Annotated in this window: 26 protein-coding genes; 12 read left to right on the forward strand and 14 right to left on the reverse strand. The window is 74.1% G+C overall.

Annotation, left to right across the window (positions count from 1 at the left end; genetic code table 11):
- Positions 1–9: 9 nt before the first annotated feature.
- The gene (locus HA073_RS08355) at positions 10–723 is read right to left on the reverse strand and encodes an MSMEG_4193 family putative phosphomutase (RefSeq protein WP_166456061.1); all 714 of its coding nucleotides are present in this window, start codon (positions 721–723) and stop codon (positions 10–12) included.
- Positions 724–1,567: 844 nt separating this feature from the next.
- On the opposite strand from HA073_RS08355, the gene HA073_RS08360 reads away from it, so the two are divergent.
- The gene (locus HA073_RS08360; protein ID WP_166456062.1) at positions 1,568–2,158 is read left to right on the forward strand and encodes a hypothetical protein; all 591 of its coding nucleotides are present in this window, start codon (positions 1,568–1,570) and stop codon (positions 2,156–2,158) included.
- A gap of 57 nt (positions 2,159–2,215) precedes the next feature.
- On the opposite strand, the gene HA073_RS08365 is transcribed toward HA073_RS08360, so the two are convergent.
- The gene (locus HA073_RS08365; RefSeq protein ID WP_043324430.1) at positions 2,216–3,052 is read right to left on the reverse strand and encodes an undecaprenyl-diphosphate phosphatase; all 837 of its coding nucleotides are present in this window, start codon (positions 3,050–3,052) and stop codon (positions 2,216–2,218) included.
- Positions 3,049–4,101 (reverse strand): LLM class F420-dependent oxidoreductase, encoded by a 1,053-nt coding sequence (locus tag HA073_RS08370; RefSeq protein ID WP_166456063.1) that lies wholly within the window; start codon positions 4,099–4,101, stop codon positions 3,049–3,051. Before HA073_RS08370 ends, HA073_RS08365 begins: the two co-directional genes overlap by 4 nt.
- 163 nt (positions 4,102–4,264) lie before the next feature.
- Between HA073_RS08370 and HA073_RS08375 the strand changes: the two genes are divergently transcribed.
- Both HA073_RS08375 and HA073_RS08380 read left to right on the forward strand, forming a co-directional pair.
- Positions 4,265–5,233, forward strand: coding sequence for an aldo/keto reductase (locus HA073_RS08375; protein WP_030504007.1), 969 nt, complete (start codon positions 4,265–4,267; stop codon positions 5,231–5,233).
- Positions 5,234–5,303: 70 nt separating this feature from the next.
- Entirely contained in the window at positions 5,304–5,495 is a 192-nt protein-coding gene (locus HA073_RS08380) for a DUF5703 family protein (protein WP_043324435.1), read from the forward strand.
- Positions 5,496–5,549: 54 nt separating this feature from the next.
- On the opposite strand, the gene HA073_RS08385 is transcribed toward HA073_RS08380, so the two are convergent.
- Positions 5,550–6,203 (reverse strand): hypothetical protein, encoded by a 654-nt coding sequence (locus HA073_RS08385; protein ID WP_030504008.1) that lies wholly within the window; start codon positions 6,201–6,203, stop codon positions 5,550–5,552.
- 62 nt (positions 6,204–6,265) lie between these two features.
- Complete coding sequence (locus HA073_RS08390; protein WP_043324436.1) at positions 6,266–7,594, reverse strand: M20/M25/M40 family metallo-hydrolase; 1,329 nt, start codon at positions 7,592–7,594, stop codon at positions 6,266–6,268.
- Positions 7,595–7,721: 127 nt separating this feature from the next.
- Between HA073_RS08390 and HA073_RS08395 the strand changes: the two genes are divergently transcribed.
- From HA073_RS08395 to HA073_RS08405, 3 genes are read left to right on the forward strand one after another with little or no spacing between them, the layout of a single operon-like run.
- A complete protein-coding gene (locus HA073_RS08395) occupies positions 7,722–8,339 on the forward strand; it encodes a hemerythrin domain-containing protein (RefSeq protein WP_030504010.1) in 618 nt (205 codons plus the stop codon).
- A 47-nt stretch (positions 8,340–8,386) separates the two neighbouring features.
- Complete coding sequence (locus tag HA073_RS08400; RefSeq protein ID WP_043324440.1) at positions 8,387–9,373, forward strand: LysR family transcriptional regulator; 987 nt, start codon at positions 8,387–8,389, stop codon at positions 9,371–9,373.
- Positions 9,374–9,393: 20 nt separating this feature from the next.
- Complete coding sequence (locus HA073_RS08405; protein WP_043324442.1) at positions 9,394–9,630, forward strand: hypothetical protein; 237 nt, start codon at positions 9,394–9,396, stop codon at positions 9,628–9,630.
- Between the two features lie 47 nt (positions 9,631–9,677).
- Here the strand turns inward: HA073_RS08405 and HA073_RS08410 are convergent, their stop codons facing one another.
- The 3 genes from HA073_RS08410 to HA073_RS08420 all read right to left on the reverse strand — a co-directional run bounded on the left by HA073_RS08410 (position 9,678) and on the right by HA073_RS08420 (position 12,810).
- Positions 9,678–10,028 carry a DUF3140 domain-containing protein gene (locus HA073_RS08410; protein ID WP_043324444.1) on the reverse strand — a complete coding sequence of 117 codons (351 nt, stop codon included), beginning with the start codon at positions 10,026–10,028 and terminating at the stop codon, positions 9,678–9,680.
- Entirely contained in the window at positions 10,028–10,198 is a 171-nt protein-coding gene (locus HA073_RS08415; RefSeq protein WP_166456064.1) for a hypothetical protein, read from the reverse strand. The genes HA073_RS08410 and HA073_RS08415 overlap by 1 nt, the downstream gene beginning before the upstream one ends.
- 62 nt (positions 10,199–10,260) lie before the next feature.
- Entirely contained in the window at positions 10,261–12,810 is a 2,550-nt protein-coding gene (locus HA073_RS08420) for an ATP-dependent Clp protease ATP-binding subunit (RefSeq protein ID WP_064446117.1), read from the reverse strand.
- A gap of 112 nt (positions 12,811–12,922) precedes the next feature.
- Between HA073_RS08420 and HA073_RS08425 the strand changes: the two genes are divergently transcribed.
- The 5 genes from HA073_RS08425 (at position 12,923) to HA073_RS08445 (ending at position 17,956) form a co-directional block, all read left to right on the forward strand.
- On the forward strand, positions 12,923–13,300 hold the full coding sequence (locus HA073_RS08425; RefSeq protein ID WP_043324447.1) for a hypothetical protein: 378 nt from the start codon (positions 12,923–12,925) through the stop codon (positions 13,298–13,300).
- A 174-nt stretch (positions 13,301–13,474) separates the two neighbouring features.
- Positions 13,475–13,735: a hypothetical protein gene (locus HA073_RS08430; protein WP_030504016.1), complete on the forward strand. Its 261-nt coding sequence runs from the start codon at positions 13,475–13,477 to the stop codon at positions 13,733–13,735.
- A 9-nt stretch (positions 13,736–13,744) separates the two neighbouring features.
- On the forward strand, positions 13,745–14,623 hold the full coding sequence (locus HA073_RS08435; protein ID WP_069089807.1) for a hypothetical protein: 879 nt from the start codon (positions 13,745–13,747) through the stop codon (positions 14,621–14,623).
- Entirely contained in the window at positions 14,616–17,288 is a 2,673-nt protein-coding gene (locus HA073_RS08440; protein ID WP_166456065.1) for an FtsK/SpoIIIE domain-containing protein, read from the forward strand. Before HA073_RS08435 ends, HA073_RS08440 begins: the two co-directional genes overlap by 8 nt.
- Positions 17,285–17,956 carry a keratin gene (locus tag HA073_RS08445; RefSeq protein WP_166456066.1) on the forward strand — a complete coding sequence of 224 codons (672 nt, stop codon included), beginning with the start codon at positions 17,285–17,287 and terminating at the stop codon, positions 17,954–17,956. The genes HA073_RS08440 and HA073_RS08445 overlap by 4 nt, the downstream gene beginning before the upstream one ends.
- Before the next feature lie 83 nt (positions 17,957–18,039).
- Here the strand turns inward: HA073_RS08445 and HA073_RS08450 are convergent, their stop codons facing one another.
- Both HA073_RS08450 and HA073_RS08455 read right to left on the reverse strand, forming a co-directional pair.
- The gene (locus HA073_RS08450) at positions 18,040–19,314 is read right to left on the reverse strand and encodes a cupin domain-containing protein (RefSeq protein ID WP_166456067.1); all 1,275 of its coding nucleotides are present in this window, start codon (positions 19,312–19,314) and stop codon (positions 18,040–18,042) included.
- A gap of 3 nt (positions 19,315–19,317) precedes the next feature.
- The gene (locus HA073_RS08455) at positions 19,318–19,620 is read right to left on the reverse strand and encodes a hypothetical protein (RefSeq protein ID WP_026268594.1); all 303 of its coding nucleotides are present in this window, start codon (positions 19,618–19,620) and stop codon (positions 19,318–19,320) included.
- A 187-nt stretch (positions 19,621–19,807) separates the two neighbouring features.
- On the opposite strand from HA073_RS08455, the gene HA073_RS08460 reads away from it, so the two are divergent.
- Positions 19,808–20,551 carry a PIG-L deacetylase family protein gene (locus tag HA073_RS08460; RefSeq protein ID WP_166456068.1) on the forward strand — a complete coding sequence of 248 codons (744 nt, stop codon included), beginning with the start codon at positions 19,808–19,810 and terminating at the stop codon, positions 20,549–20,551.
- A gap of 71 nt (positions 20,552–20,622) precedes the next feature.
- Here the strand turns inward: HA073_RS08460 and HA073_RS08465 are convergent, their stop codons facing one another.
- From HA073_RS08465 to HA073_RS08485, 4 genes are all read right to left on the reverse strand, one after another.
- A complete protein-coding gene (locus HA073_RS08465) occupies positions 20,623–21,051 on the reverse strand; it encodes a DUF2267 domain-containing protein (RefSeq protein ID WP_166456069.1) in 429 nt (142 codons plus the stop codon).
- A gap of 296 nt (positions 21,052–21,347) precedes the next feature.
- Positions 21,348–22,217: a DUF72 domain-containing protein gene (locus HA073_RS08475; protein ID WP_030504024.1), complete on the reverse strand. Its 870-nt coding sequence runs from the start codon at positions 22,215–22,217 to the stop codon at positions 21,348–21,350.
- A 47-nt stretch (positions 22,218–22,264) separates the two neighbouring features.
- Positions 22,265–22,663: a TraR/DksA C4-type zinc finger protein gene (locus HA073_RS08480; protein ID WP_043324464.1), complete on the reverse strand. Its 399-nt coding sequence runs from the start codon at positions 22,661–22,663 to the stop codon at positions 22,265–22,267.
- Positions 22,664–22,845: 182 nt separating this feature from the next.
- Positions 22,846–23,475, reverse strand: coding sequence for a uridine kinase (locus HA073_RS08485; RefSeq protein ID WP_069089814.1), 630 nt, complete (start codon positions 23,473–23,475; stop codon positions 22,846–22,848).
- Positions 23,476–23,528: the final 53 nt, after the last annotated feature.

Genomic DNA, 23,528 nt, shown 5'->3' on the forward strand with positions numbered 1-23,528 from the left:
CCGGGCCGGCTATCCGGCCGCGCCCGCGCCCCCGCCGACCGCCGCGTCCGACTCGGCCGGCCGCGCCGCGCGCCGGCGCCGCTTGCGCGGCGGCGGGACCAGCGCCGACAGGTCGCCGCCGGTGTCGTTGAGCCGGACCAGGAACGGCCGCAGCGGCGTGTAGCGGATCGCGGTCACCGACGCCGGGTCGGCCACGATCCGCTGAAAAAGATCAAGGTGTACGCCGAGCGCGTCCGCCACGATCGCCTTGATCACGTCGCCGTGGCTGCACGCGAGCCAGACCGCCTCCGGTCCGTGCTCGGCGGTGACCCGCGCGTCCCACGCCCGTACCGCCGCCACCGCGCGCGCGGACATCGCCGCCATCGACTCCCCGTGCGGGAACTCGGCGGCGCTCGGGTGCTGCTGCACCACCGGCCAGAGCGGCTCCTTCGCCAGCTTCTTCAGCGCCTGCCCCTCCCAGTCGCCGTACCCGCACTCGATCAGCCCGTCGTCCACCACGGGCTCGGCGTCCGGCAGGGCCAGTTCGAGGGTCTGCCGGCAGCGGATCAGCGGGCTGGTCACCACCGCCGCGAGCGGCAGCCCGGCGAGGCGTGCGCCCACCGCCGTCGCCTGCGCCCGGCCGGTGTCGTCCAGCTCGACCGGTTGCCGCCCGGCCAGGCCGCCGTCGGCGTTCGCGGTGGTCCGGCCGTGTCGCAGAAGCAGAAGGGTCGCCACGCAGACCACCCTAGGCGGTACGCCCCGACGTTGATCGTCCCGCCACGACGCCGACCTTCCCCGCCCTCACACCCCGTCCCCGCCCTCACATCCCGTCCGCGTCGATCGTGATCGCCCGTCGCATTGCGCAGCTCGTTCGTCTCGCGCGGCACTCCGCCGGAGATCTTGGAAGATTTGGGCCCCTATGAGAGCCCTTTCCTTCCAAGATCTCCTGAGGTAGCGGCGCACGCCGGAGATCTTGGTACGTTCCCGCCCTTGTAGGGGCCGCTCCGTACCAAGATCTCCGGCGAGCCCTGCCGTCGGCGACCCGACCTCCCAGTTGATCATGAGGTTGACGGCGACAAAACGGACACGAGGTGCCGCCAACTTCATGATCGACGCGGCAGGGAAGCCCGGGCGTTGGCGGACGCGACGTGGGCGCGACGTAAGCGGGCGCTACGTGAGCGGGGCGGAGATGGGCGTGCGCAGGTGGAGCGGTCGGCGGAGTGGGCCGGATGCGTCGGAACGAGAGAGCGGGGCGTCGGGGAGGGCGTGTCCGTTTGCGTCGGGTGTCTGATTTCGGGGTGGTCGGGGACACCCGCACGGCGGAATCGCCTGCGGGGCCGGGGCGTTATACCTGGTGAACGACCGCAGCAGCGCCCCCGCAGCCCGAGAAGGCGGGCGGCAGCGTCCGGGAATGATCCCGGGCCGGCGGTCGTTGGACATGCCTCCGGCGCGACCAGCGAGCCCCGCACGCCACCCCCGGCGTCCGCGGTCCGCGTGAGCAGACGCCGGATCCCCCAGACTTTTTGAGCGCCTGACGGTGCCCACGCACTCGCCCCCGGGTGCGTCGACCCCCGAATGGAGCCCCCTCATGAACACGATCCTGCGCAAGAGCATCCTCGGTATCGCCGGTCTGACCGTCGCCGGTGGCCTCGCCGCCGGCCCCCTCAACCACGACACCAGCACCCCCACCACCCGCGACGCCGCCGCGGTCACCACCACCCAGGCCGCGAAGCTCGACAGCGCCGCGCTGATCCCGCACGGCGTGCAGGGCGCCCAGTCTCGCATCGACCTCGATGACGAGCAGACCAAGAACGTGAAGGCGATCATCGCGGCGACGAAGAAGGCCGGCATGGACGAGCGTGCCGCGGTCGTGTCGATCGCGACCGCGCTGCAGGAGTCGAAGCTGGAGAACCTCGGCCACCTCGGTGACCGTAACGACCACGACTCGCAGGGCCTGTTCCAGCAGCGCCCCTCCAGCGGCTGGGGCACGGTCGAGCAGATCACCGACCCCGAGTACTCCACCACCGCGTTCCTCAAGGGCCTCAAGCAGGTCGACGGCTGGCGCGACATGCCGCTGACCAAGGCCGCCCAGACCGTCCAGGTCAGCGCGTACCCCGACCACTACGCCCAGTGGGAGCAGCAGGCCGCCGACCTGGTCGCCGAGCACTGGAACAGCTGAGACAAGCGAAAGGCCGGCACCCCGAACATCGGGGTGCCGGCCTTTCGCATGACAGCGTCAGGTGGCGCTGATCGTGCCGGTGGCCAGCAGGCAGATCACCAGGCTGCCCAGCGCGACCCGGTAGAGCACGAAGACGTACAGCGTGTGGTGTGCGACGTAGCGCAGCAGCCAGGCGATGGCCGCGTACCCGACGGCGAACGCGATCAGCGTCGCCACCACCATCTGCGCCACGCTCGGCGCGGCGGTGCCGGGCGCGGACGGCTCGAAGACGTCCGGCAGGCTGAACACGCCGGAGATCACCACGGCCGGGATGGCCAGCAGGAACGAGTAGCGGGCCGCGGTCTCCCGGGTCAGGTTGAGCAGCAGGCCCGCGGTCAGCGTGCCGCCGGAGCGGGACACGCCTGGTACGAGCGCCGCGGCCTGGGCGAAGCCCATCACCACGCCGTCGCGCATCCGGAAGTTCTCCAGCGTACGGGTCTGCCGGCCCCAGTACTCGGCGAAGGCGAGCAGTACCGCGCCGATGATCAGCGTGCAGGAGATCAGCCAGAGGTTGCGGCCGGCGGTGCGGATCTGGTCCTTGAAGATCAGTCCGAAGATGCCGATCGGGATGGTGCCGACGATGACGTACCAGCCCATGCGGTAGTCGAGGCTGGAGCGCACCGAGCGGTCGAACAGGCCCAGACACCAGGTGCGGACGATCCGCCAGATGTCCTTGGCGAAGTAGATCAGGACGGCGGCCTCGGTGCCGAGTTGGGTCACCGCGGTGAACGACGCGCCCGCGTCCCGGCCGAAGAACAGCTCCGAGGTGATCCGCAGGTGCCCGGACGAGGACACCGGAAGGAACTCGGTCAGCCCCTGGACCAGGCCCAGGACGATGGCCTCGATCCAGGTCACTCCCCGACTCCGGACAGCTCCAGCGCCTCGGCGACGGTCCGCAGGGTCTGCACCCCGCTCTCCCGGTCGGCCACGAACAGCGACACCGACAGCGTGGTCACGCCCGCGGCGGCGTACTCCCGCATGCGCTCGGCGATGCGCTCCTTCGGGCCGAGCAGCGAGGTGCGGTCGATGAACTCCATCGGTACGGCGGCGGCCGCGTCGCGCTGCCGCTTGGCCAGGTAGAGGTCCTGGACCTCGCGGGCCGCGTCGCCGTAGCCCATCCGGGTGGCGAGCTGGTTGTAGAAGTTCTGCTTGCGGCTGCCCATGCCGCCGACGTACAGCGCGGCGTACCAGCGGACCAGCTCGGCGCAGGTGGCGACGTCGTCGCCGATCACCACCGGCACGGACGGCACCACGTCGAAGCCGGCCAGTTCCTTGCCGGCGGCGGCGCGGCCGGCCCGGACCGAGGCGAGGTGCTCCTCGGCGAACTCCGGGGAGTAGAAGACGGCCAGCCAGCCGTCGGCGATCTCGCCGGCCAGCTCCAGGTTCTTCGGGCCGACGGCGGCCAGGTAGATCGGGATGTGCTCGCGCGGCGGGTGGAAGCCCAGCCGCAGCGCCTTGCCCGGGCCGTCCGGCAGCGGCAGCGTGTAGTGCTCGCCGTCGTACGCGACCTCCTTGCGGGCGACCGCCAGCTTGACGATGTCCACGTACTCCCGGGTGCGGGCCAGCGGCTTGGCGAACCGCACGCCGTGCCAGCCCTCCGAGACCTGCGGGCCGGACACGCCCAGGCCGAGCCGGAACCGGCCGCCGGAGATCGTGTCGATGGTCGCCGCGGTCATCGCGGTCATGGCGGGCGAGCGGGCCGGGATCTGCATGACCGCCGACCCGACGTCGATCCGCTCGGTCTGTCCGGCGATCCAGGACAGGATGCTCGGCGAGTCCGAGCCGTACGCCTCCGCGGCCCACACGACCGAGTAGCCGAGCCGGTCCGCCTCCTGGGCCAATGCCAGGTGGTCGAACGGCGTGCTCCACGCCGTTTGGTATCCGAGGTTGAGCCCGAGTCGCACTGATCCTCCCGCCATCCGCACCACAGGTCGCATCAGGTTACGCAATGAGCGTGGCGCCCTCGACGTCCGGCTCACCCGAACATGTCACACCGGTCTGATGTCGCGCGGGAACTTGACTGCGGCGAGGATATCCGTGACGCCGGGTTCGAAATAAGGTTCACGCATGCAACAGCGACCGCTCGGCCGAAGCGGGCTGGCGGTATCGCGGCTCGCGCTCGGCACCATGACCTGGGGACGCGACACCGACGCCGACGACGCGGCCGCCCAGCTGAAGAGTTTCCTCGACGCGGGCGGCAACCTCGTGGACACCGCGGACGTGTACGCCGACGGCGACGCCGAATCGGTGATCGGCTCGCTGCTGGGCAGCCTGGTGGACCGCGACGAGCTGCTGATCGCCACCAAGGCGGGGCTGCGGCCGGGCAGCCGCCGCCGGGACGGCTCGCGCGGGCACCTGCTGCGCACGCTCGACGCCTCGCTGCGCCGGCTCGGCACCGACCACGTCGACCTCTGGCAGGTGCACGGGTACGACCCGGACACGCCGCTGGAGGAGACGCTCTCGGCCCTGGACCATGCCGTGTCGAGCGGGAAGGCCCGCTACGTCGGCGTGTCGAACTTCTCCGGCTGGCAGACCGCCCGCGCCGCCGCCTGGCAGGCCGCCTGGCCGGGGCGCGCCCCGGTGGTCGCCGCGCAGGTGGAGTACTCGCTGCTGGAGCGCGGCGTGGAGCGGGAGGTGCTGCCCGCCTGCGCCGGGATGGGGCTGGGCGTGCTGCCCTGGTCGCCGCTGGGCCGGGGCGTGCTGACCGGCAAGTACCGCAACGGCCGCCCGGCCGACTCGCGGGCGGTGTCGCCGCACTTCGAACGGTTCGTCGCCACCTACCTGGAGCCGCGCTGCTCCAGCATCGTGGAGGCGGTCGCCATCGCGGCCGGCGGGCTCGGCGTGTCGCCGCTGGAGGTGGCGCTGGCCTGGGTGCGGGACCGGCCCGGCGTGACCGCGCCGATCCTGGGCGCCCGGACCGTCGGGCAGCTGCTCGGCGCGTTGCAGGTGGAGCGGATGACGCTGCCGGAGGAGATCGTCACGGCGCTGGACGACGTGTCGGCGGTGCCGGTGGGCTACCCGGAGCGCGACGGATGAGCCGCGCCGGGGCGGTCCGGGTCACCGTCAGGGGGTGGCGGAGGGCCCGCGACCTGGGCAGCATAGGGGCATGGACTACGAATACGCGCCGCTGCGGTTGCCTTCGAACGTCGATCGGCTGACCGCCGCGGCGCAGCTGGCGATCCAGGCCGAGTTCTCTGGTTGGGAGCTGGCCCGGGTGCGGCTCTACCGGGACGGCACGCGGCAGGTGGTGCTGCGGCGCCGCCTGGTGAACAAGCCGCAGCCGGGCCTGTCGTACTGACGGGCCCGTCCCCGGGGCCGCGCGACGCGGCGCCGCCCCGGGGACGCGCACGGCCTAGTGCGCGTGGTCGTGCTCCTCGTCGAGCTCCATGAACGGGTGCTCGTCGAGCCGGCCGACCAGCCGGTCGTCGGCGGCCGGCTGGAACGGCCCGACCGGGTCGTCGTCGTCGAACGACTCCAGGTCGACCGGGGTGCCGACCTCGCTGACCATGACCACGCCGTCGAGCGGCTCCAGCTCCGGCACGTCCAGCGCGGACAGCGAGCCGTCGCCGCTCTGCAGCAGCTCCAGCACCGCCTCGCCGACGCCCTCCACCGGGGCCGGCTCGTCGTCCTCCGGGGTGCCGTCGCGGCGGGCCGCCTCGGCGGCACGCAGCAGCGCGGCGACGCTCGGCACCCGGTAGTCGCGCCGCTGCCGCACCGAGATGACCCGCGGGTGCGGGTCGGTGGGCTCGCCGCCCTCCACGGCGCCGAAGCGCTCGTCGGCCTCGTCCGGGTCGATCGACTCCACGTCCCAGGGCGTCACCTCGCCGAACGCGTCGAGCAGCTGCTCGTCGTAGGCGAACGAGGCGTTGTTCAACGCGACGTACGCCTGCCAGACGGCGTCGTCGTCGATCCGGCCCTGAGCGGCCCGGACGGCGGCCAGGTGGGCGCGAGCGGCGTCGATCACCCGCTCGAGGGCGGCATCCAGCTCACCGTGCTGGTCGGTCATGTGTGGCAGTCCCTTCGCGATGGGGGGAGGGTTCCGTGCCGACGGCGCCGCTGTGGGCGCGGTCAGCAGGTACGCAGGAAGCGGTCCAGAACCCGCACGCCGAACTGTAGTCCGTCCAGCGGAACCCGCTCGTCGATGCCGTGGAACAGGCCGGAGAAATTGAGGTCGGCGGGCAGCCGCAGCGGCGCGAAACCGAAGCAGCGGATGCCGAGCCGGGAGAACGCCTTGGCGTCGGTGCCGCCGGAGAGCATGTACGGCACCGGGTGGGCGCCCGGGTCCTCGGCGCGCAGCGCGGCCGACATGCCCGCCACCAGGTCACCGTCGAACGTGGTCTCCAGGGCCGGCTGGCGCTGGACGTACTCGATGGCGATGTCCGGCCCGACCAGCTCGCGCAGCTGCCGTTCCAGCTCCTCGCTCTGCCCGGGCAGGCTGCGGCAGTCGATGGTGGCGGTGGCCCGGCCGGGGATGACGTTGTCCTTGTAGCCGGCGGCCAGCCGGGTCGGGTTGGCGGTGTTGCGGATGGTCGCGCCGATGATGTTGGCGATCGGGCCGAGCTTGGCGATCGCGGTCTCCGGGTCGTCCGGGTCGATCTCGATGCCGAGCACGTCGGACACCTCGGCCAGGAAGGCGCGTACGGTGTCGGTCATCACCACCGGGAAGCGGTGCCGGCCGATCCGGGCGACCGCCTCGGCCAGCGCGGTGACCGCGTTGTCGTCGTGCATCATCGAGCCGTGGCCGGGCCGGCCCTTGGCGTGCAGGCGCAGCCAGTCGATGCCCTTCTCGGCGGTCTCGATCAGGTAGAGCCGGCGCTGCTCGTCCACGGAGTAGGAGAAGCCGCCGACCTCGCCGATCGCCTCGGTGCAGCCGTCGAACAGGTCGCGGTGCCGCTGGGTGAGGAAGTGCGCGCCGTAGTCGCTGCCGGCTTCCTCGTCGGCGGTGAACGCGAGCACGATGTCGCGCCGGGGGCGGACGCCGGCGCGCTGCCAGCCGCGGACCACGGCGAGGACCATGGCGTCGAAGTCCTTCATGTCGATCGCGCCGCGGCCCCACAGGTAGCCGTCGCGGATCTCGCCGGAGAACGGGTGCACCGACCACTCGTCCGGGTCGGCGGGCACGACGTCGAGGTGGCCGTGCACGAGCAGCGCGTCGCGGCCCGGCTCGGTGCCGGGGATGCGGGCGACCACGTTCGCCCGGCCGGGGGCAGACTCGTGGATCTCGGCGTCGACGCCGGCCTCGGCGAGCTTCTCCGCCACGTACTCGGCGGCGCGCCGCTCCCCCACGCTGGTGTCGTTGTCGCCGGTGTTCGTGGTGTCGATGCGCAGCAGGTCGCGGCAGAGGTCCACGACCTCGTCGGTGGCGTCGGGCCGGGCGGGGAGGGCGTCGCTCGTCATCGCTTCCTTATATCAGCAGGCGGGGTCGTCGCGGCCGTCGGTGCGCGCCGCGGTTTCGTGGATCTCCCGGCCGGGTACCGGCGGAGGCGCCCGGGACATCGACCCCGGCCGTCACGAGGAGGGCCCCATGACCGTCCCGCTGCCGCCGCTGCCGCCCGCCGCCGACGACGCGTACCGGCCGGGTGGGCGAAGCGTGGCCGACCTCGTGGACACCGAGCACCGGGCGCTGCTGGGGCTGGCCGACCGGGTCACCGACGCGGCGCTGACGGCGGCCGAGCGGCGCGACGTGCTGGACGTGCTGACCGCCGCGGTGTCCCGGCACCTGTCGGCCGAGGAGCAGTATCTGTTCCCGGCGGCCCGGGCCGCCATGCCGGACGCCGTCGAGCTGGTGGAGCGGGAGATCGAGGCCGACGCCGGGCTGCTGACCGCGCTCAAGGAGCTGTCCGGCGCGGACGACCCGGCGGTCGCCGACGTGGCCGAGCGGGTGCGCCGGCACGTCAGCCGCGTCGCCGCGCTGGTCACGCCGTTGCGGGAGGTGGCGAGCGACGCCGAGCTGATCCGGCTGGGCAACCGGTGGGAGATCGCGGAGGAGGCGGCGCCGACCCGGCCGCACCCCGGCACGCCGGCCACCCCGCCCTGGAACAAGATCGTCGAGCCGGCGGTCGGGGTGCTCGACAAGGTGCGCGACGCGGTCTCCGGACGGCGTACCCGGCTGAGTGACCTGGAACACCGCCGCCAGAGCTGAGCCGATCGCCCCTTTCGCGTATCGGTTCGTGGTCCTACCGTCACGGTATGGATCTGGAGCTGCGACACCTGCGTGTGGTCTGCGCGATCGCGGAGACGGGGAGCGTCACCAAGGCCGCCTCGGCGCTCGGCCTGGCCCAGCCGGCGTTGACCGCCCAGCTTCAGCGGATCGAACGGGCGCTGGGCGGGCCGCTGTTCGAACGGGACCGCCGCGGCGCCCGCCCGACCGCGCTGGGCGAACTGGTGCTGGACCGGGCGCGGGTGCTGCTGCCGGCGATGAAGGGCCTGCGGGACGAGGCGGCCCGGATGGCCGGCGCGGGCGACCCGCTGCGCCGCTACCGCTTCGGCGGGGTGAACAGCCCGATCATGGGCCGGCTGGTGCACCGGCTCGCCGCCGAGCGGCCGGACGCGCAGATCACCACGTACGCCTCGTGGTCGGTGGACGAGCTGGCGCAGATGGTGGCCGGCGGCCGGCTCGACTTCGCCCTCACCGGGGTGTGCGGCGACTCGACGCCGTCGGCGGGGTTCGGGCTGAGCTGGCGGGAGGTGGCGGTGGAGCCGATCTGCGTGCTGCTGCCGCAGACCCACCCGCTGGCCGGTCGCGCCGAGATCGACCTGGTCGACCTGAGTCACGAGCGGTGGGTGGCCGCGCCGGGCGACGGCTGCTTCGGCGACTGCTTCGCCGCCGCGTGCGCCCGCGCCGGCTTCACCCCCAAGAAGGTGTACGAGGCGGACGTGCGGGCCGCCCTGGAGCTGGTGGACGCGGGCGAGGCGGTGGCGTTGTGCCAGGCCACGTTCCGGCCGGTCGCCGGGCTGGTCACGCGGCGGCTGGCCGGTTCACCGCTGCGCTGGCGGCTGCTGCTCGGCTGGCACCCGGACGTGCCGGCGGCCGCGGTGGCCGACCCGGTGCTGGCGGCGGCGGTGGCGGCGTACACGGACGCGCTGGCCAACCATCCCGACTATCTGGGCTGGTTGCTGGCGCACCCGGAGTTCGGCGTGCAGCCCAACGGCACCGGCGGGGTGCGAATCGCCTGAACCCGGGTAACACCGGCGACATGACTGATCTGTATCCGGCCGCCGACCAGCGGGAGCTGCTGCGTCAGGCGGCCACCGCGCACACCACCGCCGCCGCCGAGGTGGAGGCGTTCCTGCGGCGGCTGCCGGAGGTGCCGGACCCGGCCGACGTCACCGAGTACGCCAACCTGCTCAGCCGTGCGGAGCGGGCCCGGGACGACCTGCTGGCCGCGGCGGACGCGGCCGGGCTGCGGCTGCCCAGCCTGGAGTCGGAGTAGACGCCGGCGCCCGGGTGGGTGACCCGCCCGGGCGCCGGCGTACCGGCTCAGCGTTCGATCAGGACGTCGTGGCCGAGGTCGAGCAGGGCGTGCCGCCACTCGTCGTCGGCGTTGCCCCGGCGTGGCCGCTGCGCGGTCAGCTCCCGGATCCGGGTGATCGCCTCGCGCATCACCTCGATGTCCTCCGGCGTGAGGTCCACCTTGCGCTTGCGCAGCACGGCGAGGATCTGCCGGCCGGGTTCGGGCAGGTCGAGGTCCGGGCCGGGGCCGAACGCCTCCTCCCCCGAGCCGCGGGTCAGCAGCCACTGCCGCAGCGTCTCGGAGGACACGTTCACCTCGGCGTGGAAGTCGTCCCAGATCACCTCGACCTCGGGGTCGAGTCGCGCCTCGCGTGCCATCACGCCTCCTCTGCCGGCGGCGGCCCGGATGCCGGCTCGCCCTCGTTCGGTGTGTGCTGCTTCAGGCCCTCCGGCGGCACCCGCACCCGGGACGGGTTCGCCGTCGGGGCCGCCTCGATCGGCTCACCGGCCCCGATGTCGCCGTCGGGGACCTCCTCGGGTTCGGTCATGTCCGCCCTTTCGATCCGTCGGTGACGAGGCGGTCCGGCCCGTGGGAACGGACCGTCGCCGGTCATCGGGGATGAGACGTGGTGGCTGCCGCGTGCCCGCGTTCACCGGCGGTGACGTCGAATACCAGCTGGTCGTCGCGGGCGTCGACAATGACCTTCTGCCCCGGGGATATCTCGTTCTCCAGCAGCATCCGGGACAGCCGGTTGTCGACCTCGCGCTGGATCACCCGGCGCAGCGGGCGGGCGCCGAACTCCGGCTGGTAGCCGTGCTCGGCGAGCCAGTCCACGCCGGCGGTCCTGAAGTCGACCTGGATGTCCTGGGCGTGCATGCGGCGGCGGGTCTCCTCCAGCAGCAGCCCGGTGATCTGGCGCAGCTGCTCGGCCTCCAGCCGCTGGAAGATGATCACCTCGTCGATGCGGTTGAGGAACTCCGGGCGGAAGTTCTCCTGGAGCCGGCGCATCAGCCGTTCCCGCAGCTCGTCGCTCTCCTGCTGGCCGGGCGCGCCGCTGGCGAAGCCGACGGTGCGCTGGGCGCCGGTGATCAGCTCCGAGCCGAGGTTGCTCGTCATGATCAGCACGGTGTTCTTGAAGTTCACCGTCCGGCCCTGGCTGTCGGTGAGCCGGCCGTCGTCGAGCACCTGGAGCAGGATGTTGAACACGTCCGGGTGTGCCTTCTCGATCTCGTCCAGCAGCACCACCGCGTACGGGCGGCGGCGGACCGCCTCGGTGAGCTGGCCGGCCTCCTCGTAGCCGACGTACCCGGGCGGCGCGCCGACCAGCCGGCTGACCGTGTGCCGCTCCTGGAACTCGCTCATGTCCACCCGGACCATCCGGTCCGCCTCGCCGAACAGCGCCTCGGCCAGCGCGCGGGCCAGCTCGGTCTTGCCGACGCCGGTCGGGCCGAGGAACAGGAAGCTGCCCATCGGCCGGTTCGGGTCGGCCAGCCCGGTACGGGAGCGGCGCACCGCCTCGGAGACGGCGCTGACCGCGTCGTCCTGGCCGATGATCTTCTCGTGCAGGTGCCCCTCCAGGCGCAGCAGCCGGTCGCGTTCCTCCTCGGTGAGCTGGGTGACCGGGATGCCGGTGGCCCGGGAGACCACCTCGGCGATCTCCGTCGGCCCCACCTCGGGCACGTGGTTGGGTCCCTCGTCGCCGCGGGCGCGGCGCACCTGGTCCTCCAGCTCGGCGACCCGGTCGCGCAGCGCGGAGGCCCGCTCGTACTGCTCGTCGGAGACCGCCTGCTCCTTGTCCCGGCGCGTGTCCTCGAGCTGCTGCTCCAGCTCGCGCACGTCCTCGGCGGGAGTGCGCGTCCGCAGCCGCACCCGCGCGCCGGCCTGGTCGATCAGGTCGATCGCCTTGTCCGGCAGGAACCGGTCGGTGACGTACCGGTCGGACAGCTCACCGGCGGCGATCAGCGCCTCGTCGGTGAACCGGACCTGGTGGTGCGCCTCGTACCGGTCGCGCAGCCCGCGCAGGATCGCCACGGTGTCCTCCACGCTCGGCTCGGGCACCAGCACCGGCTGGAACCGGCGGGCCAGCGCGGCGTCCTTCTCGATGCTGCGCCGGTACTCGTCGAGCGTGGTCGCGCCGATGACCCGCAGCTCGCCGCGGGCCAGGGCCGGCTTCAGCATGTTCGACGCGTCCATCCCGCCCTCGCTGCCGGCGCCGCCCGCGCCGACCAGCGTGTGGATCTCGTCCAGGAAGATGATCAGCTCGTCGCGGTGGGCGCGGATCTCGTCGATCACCTTCTTCAGGCGTTCCTCGAAGTCACCCCGGTAGCGGGTGCCGGCGACCAGGCCGGACAGGTCGAGCTGGATCACGCGCTTGCCGATCAGCGTCTGCGGCACGTCGCCGTCGCAGATCCGTTCCGCCAGCCCTTCCACGATCGCGGTCTTGCCGACGCCGGCCTCGCCGATCAGCACCGGGTTGTTCTTGGTCCGCCGGGACAGGATCTCCACCGCCTGCTCGATCTCGTCGGCGCGGCCGATCACCGGGTCGATCTGGTCCATCCGGGCCAGCTCGGTGAGGTCCTGCCCGTACTGGTCGAGGGTGGGGGTGCCGCGGTCCGGGCGCGGCGTGCCGGCCGCGCCCCGCTCGGCGCTGGCCGCCTGCAACGACTCCGGCTGGATCCGGCCGGCGGCGAGCATCCGGCCGGCCGGCGACTCGGGGTTCAGCGGCAGCGCCATCAGGATGTGCTCGGGACCGATGTAGTTGGCGCCCATCGCGCGGGAGAGCTGGTGCGCGTCCAGCAGCGCCCGCTTCGCGGCCGGGGTCAGCGACAGGTTCGGCGGCACCTCGCCCCGGGGCGCGCCCTCACCCCGCCCGCCGAGCGCGTTGACGAGCGTGTCCGGGTCGGCGCCGGCCCGGCGTACCAGGTCGCGCAGCGGCTCGCGCTGCAACGCCGCCCAGAGCAGATGGTCGGTGTCCAGGTCGTTGCTGTGCTTCTGAGCGGCCCGGCGGGCCGCGTCGGCGAGCATCTCCCGGGCGTCGGCGGTCATCAGTCGGGTGATGTCGACCCGGTGCGCCGGTCGGCGTCCCCCCTCGCCCCGGCCGAAGTATCGGGCCAGGAACTCGTCCCAGGGGTCGTTGCCGAAGTCACCCGGTCCCATCATCATCGTCCTCCGCAGTCGGTCGGCACGACCGGTACCCGGCACGCGCGGCACGGTCGGCGGTGGCTACCCGGCGGTCGGCGCGACAAACGCGACCGGATGGCAGGCTGAGGGCATGGAGAGCAGACCGCTGCTGGTCGTGGACGGCGCGAACGTGGTGGGCTCGCGCCCGGACGGCTGGTGGCGGGACCGGGCCGGCGCGGCCGCCCGCCTGCGCGACGCGCTGGCGTCCGTCGGGGAGGCGGGCCTGCCGCCGGAGCTACCCCCGCCGGTGCAGGTGGTGCTGGTGGTGGAGGGCGCGGCCCGGCACGTCACCTCGGCGCCCGGCGTCGAGGTGGTGTCCGCGCCCGGCTCCGGCGACGACACGGTGGTGGAGCTGGTGGCCGCCGCGCCGCAGCGGCGGCGGGTGGTGGTCACCGCCGACCGGGAGCTGCGCGAGCGGGTGACCGCGCTCGGCGCGGAGGTACGCGGCCCGCGCTGGCTCGGCCGCTAGATCATCCGGTTCCGTCAACGGGACCGGCGGGCTCGCCGACGGGACCGGCGGCGAGGTCTTCGCGCACGTCAGGGCCACAACCGGACACGCGGGCGACAACCGCCTGAGGGTGGATGCTCGCCCACTCGTTCCGATGGGTTGTAATGGAGATCTCTTTTGCCCCCAGGAGGTTCCGTGGCGAGCGTCGCCGAGCTGAAGGCCGCCATCGATGTCGCGCTCCAGCAGATCGGTGACGGCCAGACAGCGGTGCAGGCAGCGGGCGAGAAGCTGGCCGAGGCACAGCAGACCCTGGCCGGCGCGCTGGAGGGCAGCGGCCACGAGACGGTCGAGGCGGCCCAGGCCTCGCTGACACAGGCCAGCCAGGAGCTGGAGGAGTGTCTCGCCGCGACACTCGTCGCGGTCGAGCAGGCGCAACTCTACGTCGCGACGCTCTGAGGCCGGGCCGTGTCCATCGTCGAGGACATCGGCGCCCAGGTCCGCGCCGCCGCCGAGGACCTGCCCCTCGCCCAGCTCGCCGCCGCGCTGGAGAAGCTCGGCCAGGCGCAGGAGCGGCTGCGCTGGGTACGCCAGGAGTCGGCCGACCCGATGGGGGTGCCGGAGCTGTCCTCGGCCACCGAGCACGCCGAAACCGCCGGCTACGCGCTGCGTGTGGCGCAGGAACAGCTCACCGCATACCTGGCCGCGATCGGGCTGGCCCCCGACGGCGCGCCGCCGGCCCCGCCGGGCGAGCGGCCGCCCAGGCACGACACGCCGCGCGGCGAGGCGCCGCCCGCGCCGGGCGCCGCGCCCGAGCCGGGCGAGCAACCCGCGGTACGGCGCTGGTGGGCGGTACGGGTGGCGGAGCTGACCGGCGGCCGGGAGGGATCGCCCGACGAGCCGGACGAGCGCGTCGGGGACTCCCGGGAGCTGCTGCGCCGGGTGGTCGCCGGGGTCCGCTCCGGTGACCGGGACCGGCTGCACCGCGACCTGCGCGGCGCGCACGCCGACGTGGGGCTGGGGCTGGCCGCGATCGCCCCGCCGCTGCTGCGCGAGCTGGCCGGTGAGCTGCTCGGCCACCCGCCCCGCGCGGACGACCTGCCCCGGCTGCGCGGCGCGCTGGAGTCCCGGGTCCGTGACCTGCTGCCCGGCCTGCCGCGGCCGGTGCTGGACACGCTGCTGACCCGGGTGTGCCGGATGCCCCCGCCGCGCCGCGACGACGACGCGGAGCAGCCGCACGCGGCCGACCCTGCGGTCACCGCCGGCGTGCTCACCGGGGTGCTGCTCGACCGGCTCGGCCGGGACCTGCCGAAGGACACCGACGAACGGGAGACGTCCCGTGGCTGACGTCCGCACGCAACTGGTGACGCGGGTCCGGGGGATGCTCTCCGAGGCCCTGGGCACCACCCGTACCCGGCTCGCCGCCGCCGAGGCGGAACTGACCGCGAGCCGGGAGCGGCTGGCGCGTACCCGCAAAGCCGCCGCCGCGGTGCCCGCCCGGGTGGGCGCGGCCCGCGACCGGCGCCTGGCCGAGATCGACGCCCGGCACACCGCCCGCCTCGCGGAGCTGGCCCGCCGGGCCGCCGCCGCGGCGCAGCGGGAGGCGCCGGGCGCGGCGTCCGCGCCCTGGGACCGCTGGCAGGCCACCCCCGCCGGCCGGTCCGAGCCACCGGGCGCGTTGCGGGTCGGCACGGTACGCCTCGACGGCGCCGAACCGGTGCCCGCGCTCGTGCCGCTGCTCGACGCCGGGCACGCGCACCTGGCCGGCGGCGACCGGGACGGCCTGGCGGCGGTGGTGCCCGCGCTGCTGCTGCGCTCGGTCGGCCGCGCCGACCCGGGCGCGGTGCGGCTGTACGGCTACGACCCGGAGCACCTGGGCGGCGGGCTGGCCGGATTCGCCCCGCTCGGCACCGCCGGGCTGCTCACCTTCGTCGGACCGGGTGGCCTGGGCCGGCTGCTGGACGACCTGGTGGAGCAGATCCGCCGGATCAACGCCACGGTGCTGGCCGGTGAGTACGCCTCGCTGCGCGACCTGGCCGCCGCCACCGGACGCCGCCCGGAGCCGTGGCGGGTGGCGGTGCTGCTCGGCGGTGACGAACTGTCCCGGCACGAGCGCGGCCAGCTCGACCGGGTGGTACGCACCGGCGCCGCGTGCGGCGTGCACCTGGTGGTCCGCGGCATCGAGCTGCCCGACGACCCGACCGTCACCCGGATCGTGGTCGAGCCGGACGACGCCCGGGTGGCCGGGCTGCCGGTGCGGCTCGACGCGCCGCCGCCGCCCGCGCTGGTCACCGAGACCTGCCGCGCGGTTGCCTCCCGGGTCGCCGCCGGCCCTCCCCCGACGCCGTTCACCGACCTGCTCCCGCCGCCGGACGAGTACTGGCGGGAGGACTCGTCGCACGGGCTCAGCGCGCCGGTCGGCGAGGGCCCGCACGGGCGGCAGGTGCTGCTCACGCTCGGCGACTACCCGCCGCACGCGCTGATCGGCGGCCCGTCCGGCACCGGCAAGACCAATCTGATCTTCGCCTGGATCGGCGCGCTCGCGGCCCGCTACTCCCCCGCCGAGCTGGAGTTCTATCTGCTGGACTTCAAGGAGGGCGTGTCCTTCGCCCGGTTCGCGCAGGGCCGGCGCGACCCCAGCTGGCTGCCGCACATGCGGCTGGTCGGCATCAACGTCAACACCGACCGGGAGTTCGGCCTGGCGCTGCTGCGCTTCCTCGCCGAGGAGCTGCGCCGCCGCGCCGACGCGGCGAAGAAGCACGAGGTCACCAAGCTCGCCGAGCTGCGCGCGGTGGACCCGGACGGGCACTGGCCACGCATCGTGGCCGTGGTGGACGAGTTCCAGGCGCTGCTCGCCGGCCGGGACGTGGTCGCCCGGGAGGCCGCCGACCTGCTGGAGGACCTGGCCCGGCGGGGCCGGTCGCAGGGCATCCACCTGGTGCTCGCCTCGCAGGACGTGCGCGGCATCGAGGCGCTGTGGGGGCGGCCCGCGCTGGTCGCCCAGTTCACGCTGCGGATCGCGCTGCCGAAGGCGCTGCGCATCCTGGCCGAGCGCAACGACGCGGCGCAGTCGCTGCCCCGCCACCACGCGGTCATCAACGCCGAGTCGGGCCTGGCCGAGGGGAACGAGGTGGCCCGCATCCCGTCGGCCAGCGACTGGGAGACGTGGAGCGAGCTCCAGCACCGGCTGTGGCGGATGCGCCCGCAGGACGCCGCGCCGGCCCGGCTGTTCGACGGCGACGCGATCCCGAAGCTGGCCGACGCGCCGGACTTCCGCGCGCTGACCGCGCCGGAGCAGGGCGTCCCGCGCAACCCGGTGGCGCTGCTCGGCGAGATCATCGACGTGCAGGCCCGCTCGGCGGCGCTGCGGCTGCCCCGCGCCCCGGGCCGCAACCTGGCGGTGCTGGGCACCCGGGTGGACGAGGCGTGCGCGGTGCTCGACGCCGCCGCCCGCTCGCTGGCCCGGCAGTACCCGCCCGGCGCGGCCCGCTTCTCCATCGCCTGCCTGGACCCGGACGCCGACCCGGCCGCCCGCGCGCTCTACGAGGACCTGGCCGGGGACGCCTCCTGGTACGACGAGGAGACGGTGCCGGAGCTGATGGCCGAGGCAGGTGACGGGCTGGGCGCGCCGGGCGCGTCGCGTACCCCGCACTTCCTGCTGCTGTACGCGGTGGACGCGGCCGCGGCGGCGCTCGCCGGCAAGGCCGGTACGCGCACCGGGCTGGAGCAGCTGCGCCGGATCCTGCACGACGGGCCGGAACGGCGTACGCACGTGCTGGCCTGGTGGCGGGGCGTGGCCCGGATGCGGGCCGACCTGGGCGGCGCGGGCGCGCGCACGGATCAGATCGGCGCCTGGGTGGCGCTCGACGTGCAGGGCGGTGAGCTGGGCTCCTCGCTGTATCCGGGCAGCGGAGGGCCGGACTGGTATCCCCGGCCGTGGCGCGGTCTCTACTTCGACCGGGCGGTGCACCGCACCGGACAGGTGATCATCCCTTATGGTCCGTCCCGATGAACGAACCGGTTACCAGTGAGACGTACAGCGCGCAGATCCGCCGGCTCGCCGAGCTGACCGCCCGGGTGGCCGCCCAGCGGGCCGAGGCGCACACCTGGTACGACCAGCAGGTGGCCGCCGCGGACCGGGCGGTCACCGAGGCCACCGAGCAGGTGCGGCAGGCCGAGACGGAGGTGGCCGAGGCGTCCCGGATGGTGGAGCGGGTCGACGGCGAGGTCACTCACCTGTGGACGCAGTTGCGGGCCCGGCTCGGTGTGGGCGCCCGGCGGCTGGGTGACCCGCCCGGCCCGGTACGCGGGGCCGCCGGTGACCCGGTGCCGCTGCTGCGCGCGGTCCGGGACCTGCTGGAGCGCACCGGCGCCCCGGGTGAGCTGCCCGGCTCGGTGAATCCGCTGCTGATCGCCTGCGGCATCGGCGGGGCGCTGGTGGCGTACGCGCTGGGGGTGGCGGCGCGAGCGCTGGCGGCCGGCGCCAGCGGTGACCTGGCGGTGGGTCTGCCGGTGCTGGCGCTGGTGGTGACGCTGCTCGGCCCGGTGATCGGGCTGGCGCCCGCACGGCTGCTGGCCGACCGCCGTCACGCGGTGCTGACCCCACGCCCGATGATCCTGGTGGCCGTCTCCGGCCTGGCGACGACCCTGCTCCTGCTGACGGTGACCTACACCCGCTGACCGCCGCCCCTCACCCGCCGCCGATCATGAGGTTGGCGGCGCGACACGCCGTCGCGCCGCCGGTCAACCTCATGATCATCGGGTCAGGCGGGAACCAGGACTGCCTCCTTGAGCAGCCGGCGGGCCAGCACCAGGCGGTCGGCGTCGTCGTCGAGGCCGGGCAGGTCGCCGACCCTCGTCACCTCGCCGGTGAGCAGCGCGCGCAGCGCCGCCTCGCAGGTGCCGGGCAGGGTGAGCGTGCGGTCGGGCACGCGCAGCGTCACCCGTCCGTCGGCGGCCGGGGTGAGCTGCCAGCGCAGGCCGCCGCGCACCGCGACCTCGCTGTCCGCGTTCAGCCGGGCCAGCGCCTCGGCTTGGGCCAGCGGCCGGATCGGCGCCGGGCGGGCGGCCGGCCAGACCCGGGCACGCAGCCGGCCGGCCACCGCCGCCGGGTCGGCCCGCAGCAGCCAGTCGCGCAGCGCCTCGACGGTCTCGGTCAGCTCCGGCTCGATCGCGTCCGGGTCGGCCAGGTCCAGCCCGAACGGCAGGCTCGCGCGCAGCCGCGCGTCCTCGGCGGCCAGCGCGAGCAGTTCCTCGACCACCGCGTACCGGGTCAGCGCCCGGATGCCCACGGTCAGGTGCAGCGAGCTGGACTCCTGCGCCTGGGCGCTGTGCAGCCAGCCGCGCGGCAGGTAGAGCGCGTCGCCCGGAGAGAGCACCACGTCCAGCTCGGGGCGTCCTTCGGCGGTCGCGGAGACCTCGTCGGCCCGGCCGCCCCAGGGCTGGCGCTCCAGCGGGTCGGCCAGCACCGGCGGGTGGATGCGCCAGTGCTTGCGTCCGTCGACCTGGAGCACGAACACGTCGTGGGTGTCGTAGTGGGTGGCGAAGCCCTGGCTGCCGGCCGGGGTCAGGTAGGCGTTCACCTGTAACGGCTGGGCCAGCGCGATGCCCAGGTCGCGGGCGAAGTCGACGATCGCCGGCCAGGTGCGGTGCAGGCCCTGCAACACCAGCGTCGCGCCGTCGGCGTAGAGCGCCAGCACCTTCTCGTCGAGGACCTGGTCGCCGATCTCGGCGCCCGCGCCACCGCCGCCGGTGTACCGCGCCGCCGGCACGAGCCGGCCGTCCTTGGCGACCCGCAGGAACGGGGTACGCAGGCCGCGGCGGCTGAGCAGCTCGTCGGCGTCGGCGGGGCTGAGCAGGTCGGTGAAGCCGTCCGGGCTGGGCAGCTCCGCGGCGCGGGACAGCAGCGGGCTTCGCCCCCAGTGGTCGGCGGCGAACTTGGCCGGCTCCACCGCGACGCACCGGGCAAGCGCCTCGGCGGCGGAAAGCGGAACCGCCGGGCGGCCGTGGCCACCCGGCGGGTCGACGTGCGTGCTCATGTGTCAGGCGCTGCCGTCGGCGCCGCCGTCGTGCTGACCCGGCGTCGCGCCACCGTCGGCCGGGCCCTCCGCGCTGCCGTCCGCGCCACCGTCGTGCTGACCCGGCGTCGCGCCACCGTCGGCCGGGCCCTCCGCGCCGCCGTCCGCGCCACCGTCGTGCTGACCCGGCGTCGCGCCACCGTCGGCCGGGCCCTCCGCGCCGCCGTCCGCGCCACCGTCGTGCTGACCCGGGGTGGCACCGCCGTCAGCGGGGCCCTCCAGGCCGCTGCCGCCGCTGCTCTGGATGTCGTCGTCGTTCAATGCCATGGGTGCTCCCTCGGTGTGCCGCCCCGCGTGGTGCCGGGGTCCGTGTGCAGCGGGTGGTACCCCACGCCCGATCTTCTCTAACCACACCGTAGACGCCCGGACACCGTCGTACGGACGGTTCGCGGGGCAAGCGTCCGGGACCGGCGGATGCCAGGATGACGGAAGGACGACGTGCGAGGAGGTCCACGTGACGCAGCCGGAGCCGCTCACCCCACTGGCCGAGGACTGGCAGCGGGCGCTCGCAGTGGTGGCGCACCCCGACGACCTGGAGTTCGGCGCCGCCGCCGCGGTGGCGCGCTGGACCGCCCAGGGCAAGGAGGTCGTCTACTGCCTGCTGACCAGCGGCGAGGCGGGCATCGACGGGATGACGCCGGAGCGCGCCCGGGTGGTACGCGAGGAGGAGCAGCGCGCCTCCGCCGCCGTGGTCGGGGTGTCAGTGGTCGAGTTCCTCGGCCTGCCCGACGGGCTGCTGGAGTACGGCGTGCCGCTGCGCCGGGCCATCGCCGCTGTGGTGCGCCGGCACCGGCCGGACGTGGTGCTGACGAACAACTTCCGGGAGACCTGGGACGGGGCGTACGCGCTGAACCAGGCCGACCACATCGCCTGCGGCCGGGCCACGCTGGACGCGGTCCGCGACGCCGGCAACCGGTGGATCTTCCCGGAGCAGCTCACCGACGGCATCCAGCCGTGGTCGCGGGTCCGCGAGGTGTGGGCGGCCGGGTCGCCGGCCGCCCGGCACGGGGTGGACGTGACCGACACGTTCGACAAGGGCGTGGCGTCGCTGCGGGCGCACGGGGCGTACCTGACCGGACTCGGCGACGGCGGTTTCGACGCCGAGGAGTTCCTGGAGGGCATGGCCCGGCCGGCCGGGCGCCGGCTCGGCGCGCGGTTCGGCGCCACGTTCGAGGTGTTCCAGATCAGCCTTCAGTAGGGCGCGGCGACGGTCGGGACGCCGTCGGCCCGCCCCGCCGAGGGGGCGGGACGGACCGGGCCAGCGCCGGGTCAGGGAATGAGCTGACGCAGATCCTTCGGCATGGTGGACTTCACGTCCTGCCACTCGCCCTGGGTGACGTGCCGGCGCAACGTGTCCAGCACGACCTGCACCACCCGCTGCGCGCCGCCCTCGGCGTCGTACGGGAAGCCCTGGCGCACCTCGTAGAGGAAGTCGTCCCGGTTCAGCTTGATCGGCACGTTCTCCGGCTGCCAGCCGTCGAAGTAGACGCCCCGCACCAGCACCGGCAACTGCTGGGCGAACTCGACGCTCTCCTGCACCGGCATCCGGTCCCGCAGCAGGTGCAGCACCGTACGCAACGCGGCGTAGGACTGGTTGCGCTGCTCCTTGGGCCAGCCGTACGCGGACTCGATCTCCTTGAGCATCACGTTCGTCTTGTCCAGCGAGGACTCGAACGCGGACAACATCTGTTCGGCCATCGGGATCACCCCCGTGCGTCGGTCTCCCAGCGTCGGTCTTCGGCGCGGCGCGGCGGTCCGCTGGGCCCCCGCCACAGCCGGGTCGGACGGAACCAGCCGGGCCGTTCGGCCCGCCGAGGCGCCTCGGAGCTGCCGACCACGTGCAGTACGCCACCGCGGCGTCGATCCGCCACCACCCGTACCGTCATGACCCACCTCCTCGTCGCGGCGCCTCCGCCCGGCCGGCGGAGCGCGTCCACGGTCATGCTGCGGCGCGGACGGGTGAGCCGGCCTCACCCGGAGCGGGTGAGGCCGGCTCAGGCGTCCAGCAGGTCGGCGAGGGTACGGGCGTTGCGCTGCGCATAATCCCGATAGCAGTTGTTCATCAGGACGTGTGTCTGTTCGGCCTCGCCGGCCAACTCGCGCAGTTTCGGCGCCCAGTCGCGCAGCTCCCGCTTGGAGTAGTCGTAGCCGAACTTCTCGTGGATGTCCTTGCTGGTCCACTTGTCGCTGTGCCCGTGGAAGCGGACCATCGCGAGGTCCGCGGTGGCGGCCAGCACCGGCGGGACGGACGACTTGTGTCCCTGCGGCATGTCCACGCAGACGAACGGCAGCGCGTGCTCACGCAGGAACCCGAGCGTCTCCTCGGCGTTGTCGCCGTCGAACCAGGAGGCGTGCCGGAACTCGAAGACCGGGCGCAACGGCGCGCACCGGCGGGCCACCTCCAGCAGGTACTGCTTGTTGTCCCGCTTGATGGTGAACCAGGGCGGGAACTGGAACAGCAGCGCGCCCAGCTTGCCCGCCTCGACGAGCGGGTCCAGGGCGGACAGGAACCGCGTCCACACCTCCTCGTACGCCTGCGCGGGCAGGTCGTCCGGGTAGACGTTGCGCTTGTCCGTGTCCGGGCGCAGGTCCTTGTAGAGCGCGGAGACGCGGGTGGGGTGGCCGGTCAGCAGGCTGAACGCCTTGACGTTGAACGTGAACCCGGCCGGGGTGCGTTCGGCCCACAGCCGGGCGGTGCGCTCGGCCGGCGGCGAGTAGTAGGTGGCGTCCACCTCGACCAGCGGGAACTGCCGGGCGTAGTAGGAAAGCCGGCGCTCCGGCGTGTCGGCGCTGTCCGGATACCAGCCGGAGTCGAGCAGGGTCCGGTCGGTCCACGAGGCGGTGCCCACCTTGATCTCACCCATGGTGGGAGTTCATCGCGTCGGCGGACCGACCGGCAACCGCATCGGCGTCAGGCCGCCCGCCGCTCCCGGGTCTGCTTGCAGGCCACGCAGGAGGTGGCGGACGGGAAGATCTCCAGCCGCTCCACCGGGATCGGCGCGGTGCAGCCCTCGCAGAAGCCGTAGGTGCCCTCGTCCAGGCGGGTCAGCGCGTGCTCGAACTGCGCCCGCCGGTCCAGGATGGTGCGCAGCAGCGACTGCGCGGTGTCCCGCTCGGCGGTCTTGGTGCCGCTGTCGGCCTGGTCGTCGCCGGCGGTGTCGCCGACCTCGACCAGCCGCAGCACGTGGCTCTGCGCCAGCGTCTGCTCGTACTCGGCGGTCAGCTCGTCGTACCGCGACCGCAGGGACTGCCGGATCTGGTCGACCTCCGCCTGGGAGCGGCCGGTGGCTGTCGTGTCGTGGACGAGCATCGCTGCCTGCCTTCCTACGTCCTCATACCGGACCGGGGCGGCCAGCGCCCCGGACCCCGGTCCGACTGTGGATGCGCGGGCGACGAGATCACCCGTGCTCTGTGAGCCGGGCGATTACCCCCGCCCACGGCGGGCCAAACCGGCTGTTTCCTGAGTGTTTCCGGTGAGTCCGTAGCCGCTGGTCAGGCCGCCTCGACCAGCGCGGGGCGGCGCGGGTCGTCGGCCCGGACCACCACGTCGGCGAAGGACGCGGGGTCGACCTCGTCGGCGTAGCGGGCGAAGGCGGGCAGCGTCCAGCGCAGCGCCGGGTCGGTACGCCGGTCCAGCGCCGCCGGGGACAGCACGAGGTGGACCGTGACGTCGAACGGCAACGCGCCGCCGAGCAGCAGCGCGCCGCTGACCACTACCACCCCGCCGGGCGGCAGATCCACGTACGCGGCCCGGCTGGCCCGATCGGCGGCGGCGTCCCAGAGCGACGGCAGCAGCCGGCCCGAGCCGTCGGGGCCGGCCGGGTCGAGCACCTCGCGGCGCAGTCCGGGTTCGTCGAGCCAGCCCTCGTAGTACGCGTCGGGGTTGGTGCGGCCGTGCTCCAGGCGGACCGAGGCGGGGCGGAGGAAGTCGTCGGCGCGTACGTGCAGCACCGGCCGGCCGGCGGCGCGCAGCGGGGCGACGAGGGCTTCGGCGAGCGTGTCCGGTGCGGCGGCGGGCGGGCCGTCCACGGCGACCCGCAGCCGGCCGGGCGTCCCGGTGCGGGCGAGACGCCCGGCCAGCTCGGTGACGAGCCGGTCGGGGCTGATCGGGCGCACACGCATCGGACCATCGTGCCGCGCGGGCGGGCGGGTCACCACCTGATACCTCCGGGCGG

The sequence above is a fragment of the Micromonospora sp. CMU55-4 genome (genome assembly GCF_011602315.1).
Taxonomy (GTDB): Bacteria; Actinomycetota; Actinomycetes; order Mycobacteriales; family Micromonosporaceae; genus Micromonospora; species Micromonospora chalcea.